Source organism: Fulvivirga kasyanovii (assembly GCF_009711405.1).
GTDB lineage: Bacteria > Bacteroidota > Bacteroidia > Cytophagales > Cyclobacteriaceae > Fulvivirga > Fulvivirga kasyanovii.
This window is the reverse complement of sequence record NZ_SMLW01000314.1, coordinates 1-5364: the sequence shown is the minus strand read 5'-3', so window position 1 is coordinate 5364 and position 5364 is coordinate 1. Positions and strand designations below refer to the sequence as shown.

At 41.8% G+C, this 5364-nt stretch carries 5 protein-coding genes; 3 read left to right on the top strand and 2 right to left on the bottom strand.

The features are described from left to right. Positions 1 to 143: 143 nt before the first annotated feature. Positions 144 to 941 carry a M48 family metallopeptidase gene (locus E1163_RS02685; RefSeq protein ID WP_155169195.1) on the bottom strand — a complete coding sequence of 266 codons (798 nt, stop codon included), beginning with the start codon at positions 939 to 941 and terminating at the stop codon, positions 144 to 146. Between the two features lie 122 nt (positions 942 to 1063). Here E1163_RS02685 and E1163_RS02680 point away from each other — a divergent pair, with 122 nt between their 5' ends. Next, entirely contained in the window at positions 1064 to 1675 is a 612-nt protein-coding gene (locus E1163_RS02680; protein ID WP_155169193.1) for a fumarylacetoacetate hydrolase family protein, read from the top strand. Beyond that, complete coding sequence (locus tag E1163_RS02675) at positions 1662 to 3575, top strand: M23 family metallopeptidase (protein WP_185155935.1); 1914 nt, start codon at positions 1662 to 1664, stop codon at positions 3573 to 3575. Before E1163_RS02680 ends, E1163_RS02675 begins: the two co-directional genes overlap by 14 nt. Before the next feature lie 3 nt (positions 3576 to 3578). Here the strand turns inward: E1163_RS02675 and E1163_RS02670 are convergent, their stop codons facing one another. Then, the gene (locus E1163_RS02670) at positions 3579 to 4619 is read right to left on the bottom strand and encodes an AI-2E family transporter (RefSeq protein ID WP_221417918.1); all 1041 of its coding nucleotides are present in this window, start codon (positions 4617 to 4619) and stop codon (positions 3579 to 3581) included. A 125-nt stretch (positions 4620 to 4744) separates the two neighbouring features. On the opposite strand from E1163_RS02670, the gene bcp reads away from it, so the two are divergent. Beyond that, entirely contained in the window at positions 4745 to 5194 is a 450-nt protein-coding gene (bcp, locus tag E1163_RS02665; protein ID WP_155169187.1) for a thioredoxin-dependent thiol peroxidase, read from the top strand. The last annotated feature ends 170 nt before the right edge of the window (positions 5195 to 5364 follow it).

Below are 5364 nucleotides of genomic sequence, written 5' to 3'. Positions count from 1 at the left end.
TGCCGTGGAAATATTTAAAATACCTATTTCTTAATACACTTTGCTTTCCAATTATAATTCCTGGTTTGTCGACTGCAAATAACATCTGTCTATGAAACACAGAGCCGAAAACTCAGTGCCCTCCAGGAAATTTAGCTCTGTTCTTATTGAGTTTTGTAATACTTCAATGCCTCAGGTATCTGTTTATTCAGGTCAGCAATCCTGGTTTCCGGGTGTGGGTGTGTGGAAAGAAACTCCGGCGGGCGCTGTCCACTACTTTGGGCCGCCATTCTCTCCCAGAATTTAGGTGCTTCCCTCGGATCATAACCGGCCATAGCCATGAATATCAGCCCTATTTCGTCAGCCTCAGACTCATGTGTACGTGAGAAGCTCAGCATACCCAGTTGAGTACCAATACCTACAGACTGCAAAAGCAATTGCTGAGTAAGTGTAGGGTTTTGCCCCATAGCTGCGCTTAAAGAGCTTAGCCCAAGGTTTGCCACAAGCCCCTCACTCATGCGCTCGCGCCCGTGGTTGGCAATGGCATGCGCCACTTCGTGCCCCATAACTACGGCCACTCCCTTTTCATCTTTGCAAATTGGCATTATACCCGTATAAAAAGCCACCTTTCCTCCAGGCATACACCAGGCGTTCACGGTCTCAGATTCGATCAGGTTAAACTCCCATGAATACCCGTTAAGCTGATCCGAAAGCCCCTTTTGCTTCATATATTGCTCAACAGCCCCTTTTATTTTGTTGCCGACATTTTTCACCATAGCAGTCCACTGCTGGTTGTCAGACAATTTATTTTCCTGTAATACCTGGCTATATTGATCATAACTCAAAGGCAGTATTTCAGAGTTGGGCACCAGGCTCAATTGCTTTCTACCGGTTACCGGAACCGTTGCACAGCTATATAAAAATAGCCCTAGCAGAAAAAGTACTATTATTTTCTTAATCATGGCTTTATTTTTTTCTGTAAATAAAAGATTTTCCAACTTTACGGATATATAAATTTATGCATATAATTTCAACAAAATAATATGCTTAACGGCTCATATCTTAACTTTTATATTATACATAAATGAAAATACTTGCCATAGGGCGTAATTATGCCGAGCACATTGCCGAGTTGAACAATGAAAGACCTGATGAACCGGTAATATTTACAAAGCCTGATACGGCTCTCTTAAAGAATAACCAGCCGTTTTATTATCCTGATTTCAGTAAGGACATACACCATGAGGTTGAACTGGTAATCAAGATCAGTAAGGAAGGCAAGAACATTCAGGAGCAGTTTGCTCATAAATATTATGACCAGATAGGTATTGGAGTGGACTTCACTGCGCGGGACCTGCAACAAAAAGCCAAGGAAAAAGGCTTGCCCTGGGCCATAGCAAAAGGCTTCAACGGATCAGCTCCTGTTTCCGAATTCAGGCCTATAGCAGACTTTAAAAACATCAATGATATCAATTTTAGCCTAACCATTGACGGTGAGACGAAACAGCAGGGAAATACCAAACTCATGTTATTTGGTTTTGACTATATGGTATCTTACCTGTCAAAATTTTTTACGTTAAAAAAAGGAGATTTGGTTTTTACAGGAACTCCCAAAGGGGTCGGGCCTGTTCATATTGGAAATACAGTAGCAGCATATATTGAGGATGAAAAATTATTGGAATTTGAAGTTAGGTAGAAGTGTTTTATTCGTCATAGTTGGTTTACTCTCTGGCACCACAGTCTACGGCCAGTTGGAAGAAAACCATATGTATAAGGAAAATTATTATCTTTTCCCAATAAAACCCGGGGTCAGGAATACCCTGGCAGGGACCATGGGCGAGCTGCGTTCCTCCCACTTTCATAGTGGCATTGACATCCGTACCGAAAGCAGGATTGGCCTTCCGGTACACGCCTCTGCCAACGGGTTTATTTCCCGCGTTTCTGTGTCTACTTCAGGATATGGCAATGCCCTTTACATTCAGCATCCCAACGGTCACACCACAGTTTATGCCCACCTTGACCATTTCAATGGAGCTATTGCCCAATACGTAAGAGAAGAACAGTACAAAAGAAAGACCTTCGAACTCAATCTCTACTTTAGAAGTGGCCAATTTGAGGTTAAGAAAGGTGATGTGGTTGCTTTTGGTGGTAACAGCGGGTCATCCGGCGGGCCACACCTCCATTTTGACCTGAGAGACAAGAACCAGAAACCACTAAACCCATTGAAGTATGGCTTCGATGAAATTTGGGACCGCACACCGCCGGAAGCCCACAAAATAGCGCTAAAAACATTAGACAAAGATGCCAGGGTAAATGGTCAGTTTGGCCGGTTTGAATTCAAAGTGCGGCGCGTTGGCAACGATTATGTGATAGACCAGCCCATTGAAGTCAGCGGAACAATAGGCACAGAACTTTATGCCTACGATAAATTAGATAACTCAAGGTTCAGATGTGGTATTAACCTCATCACTATGGAGGTAGATGATAAAGAGACTTTCAAATCAGAGATAAGTACCTTCTCCTTTGCAGAACAAAGAAATATTCTCAAGCATATGAATTATCCCGACCTCTATGAAACTGGGGAAAGATTCCATAAGCTATATGTTGATGATGGCAATGAGCTCAATTTTTATTCTACAGACAATAATAAAGGACGCATCAAGATCAATGGAGACGGAGAGCATTCGGTAAAGGTGGTAATGACTGACAGCTACAATAACGTCAGCAATCTGAAATTTAAACTAAAAGCAGGAAATAATGTACCTGCCAAATCCGCCGCCTATGGCCATACTTCCGGAAGCGAGATAAACCTGATAGACAATACACTGGTTTTAAAAGCTCCAGTAAACAATACCGGCAAAACCGTTATTTACACCCCTGAGATGCATGAATTGCAGCCTGCTTATATGTTGGGGGGCAACCAGGCCGTATACCTCTGGAACATGAAAGAGGGCCTCCCCCACTCAGTGGACATCAATGGCACGAACAAATTGCTTCACTATAAAGAAATGGTAAAACCTGGTGCATCTTACAGGTATTACAGCGATAAAATGGACATCTACTTCCCTAAGGATGCTCTTTTTGATACCCTTTACCTCCAGACTGTATACAACTATATTGAAACGGATAAAAGTGAAGAGTTTAAGGTTGGGGATGAGCAAGTACCCCTTAAAAAGTACATTTCTGTAACCTTAAAACCCCAACTCCCCTATCAGAAGCCTGAAAAATACTCAGTGTATGCCATAGATGGTAAAGGCAACGCTTACTATAAAGGCGGAAAGTGGGAATACGGAAGGGTGACTTTCTGGACTCGCAACTTTGGTAAATTTGCTATTCTCGAAGATACCATACCTCCGAGAATTACTCCGGTACAAGTCAACCGTGATGAGCTAAAATTCAAGATCAGTGATGAAAGATCAGGAATTGACGGCTTCAAATGCTATGTCAATAATGAATGGGTGCTGATGAACTATGACTACAAAACCCATTTGATCTGGTCAGAAAAACTAGACAATACCTTACCTTTTGCCGGTGAAGTAAAATTGATTGTGACTGACAACCAGGGCAATGAGCAGGTATACACCTCCAAGCTATAAAAGTCAGGATTTAAAATTTTGCAGATCAATAGAATAATTACGCAATTGATCTTCAACGTAAAGTTTTTTAACCAGTACCATAATCATCACGAGTATGGGGGTGGAAAGGAAAAGGCCTAATACCCCCAGAAATTTTGCCAGTAAAAACTGTACCAGCAGCAACAGTACGGGCGGTACATATGAGGCATGCTTCTGCACATTCGGAGTTACGAAATAGCTCTCTGTCATTTGTATACCCAGGTACAAGAGTCCTACATACAGGGCCTTCTGCGGACTGTCCATAAAGGCAATAGCTAAAGGGGGCAAGGCAGAAATAACTGGTCCGATGTTGGGTACAAAGGAAAAAAAGAAGGCAATAAGAGCAAAGGTAAATATCAATGGCATATCCAGCAGCCAGAGACCGATGATGGTCATTACAAATATGCTGAACATATCTACGATTTTTCCTATAAACCACCTGAACAGGGTACCATTCAATCTCCGGAACAATTCATTGACCGTATCATGGTATTTCTGCGGTGTAAGATAGAGAATGCCCTTAAAATACAACCGGGGGTTGGCTGTTAAAAAAAGTGCAAAAGCGAGGATCAGCAAAACATCTACAAGAAAGGTCAAAGCACCTGAAAAGAAAGTGAAAGCTTTCTTAAGCTGCCCTGAGGGTAACCCTTCACCCTCTCCGCTACTAATTGTGTTCAGTATTTTTCTCCCCAGTTCAAAACTATGAAGTTCACGCTCAACATGTTCAACAGCCTTCGGTATTTCGTCAGCCAGGCGGCTGACCTGATCAGAGATGCTGGGGGATGCCAGCCATACAAAAACAGCTATAGCACCGATATTGAGGATGACCACAGCAGGCAATGCATACTTAAAGGGGATGCTGATCTTATCATTTAGCCAATTGGCAATTCCTCTCCACAGAATAGCCAATAATGCCCCTGTAAAAAGCAGTAGAAAATATCTGGCTCCATGATAAATGGCCATCACCAATGCGAGTATTATCACCAGAACCAGCAACCTTATTATAAACCCCTTTAAACTTTTCACATTATGAAGCTTTTTATAAAGCAACACAGCCATGTTCAAATAGTTTATTTTATAATTCTAACCACATGGCCTATATTTACACATATAGAAAAACAAGTTTCAAAACGCTTTAATCTTAAAAAATTATGGAACTCAAACCAGGTGATAAGGCACCGGATTTTGAAGTCAATGACCAGGATGGCAATCCTGTAAAATTGTCGGACTACAAAGGAAAAAAGGTTGCGCTATACTTCTACCCCAAAGATAATACTCCGGGATGTACTGCTGAGGCATGCAACCTGAGGGACAACTATACAGAACTGCAGAAACAGGGCTACGAAATACTCGGTGTAAGTACGGATAGCGAAAAGTCGCACAAGAAATTTATAGAAAAACAGGAGCTTCCTTTTAAGCTTTTGGCTGATACGGAAAAACAGATCCATGAAAAATACGGAACATGGATAGAGAAACAAATGTATGGCCGGAAGTATATGGGTACTGCCAGGTACACCTTCATTATCGATGAAGAAGGTAAAATAGAAAAGGTGATCGATAAAGTAAAAACGAAGGAGCACGCAGCTCAGATACTGGATTAATAAATATCAAGCCAAATTTCCGGAGGGACACTGATTTTTCGCCACCAAGAGGAAGTAGCAACAGATGGTGATTTACTAATTTTCAGTGACAGAGGCATGATTACCATTGTACGGCTTACTTTCCGATGCATTTGCCTTAAAGGGAACAAACGTAAAACCTGTGGAGTAAA

Bases quoted from the DNA above. Each gene is read 5' to 3' on its own strand.
- E1163_RS02685 (WP_155169195.1), bottom strand. From the start codon at position 941: ATGATTAAGAAAATAATAGTACTTTTTCTGCTAGGGCTATTTTTATAT.
- E1163_RS02680 (WP_155169193.1), top strand. From the start codon at position 1,064: ATGAAAATACTTGCCATAGGGCGTAATTATGCCGAGCACATTGCCGAG.
- bcp (WP_155169187.1), top strand. From the start codon at position 4,745: ATGGAACTCAAACCAGGTGATAAGGCACCGGATTTTGAAGTCAATGAC.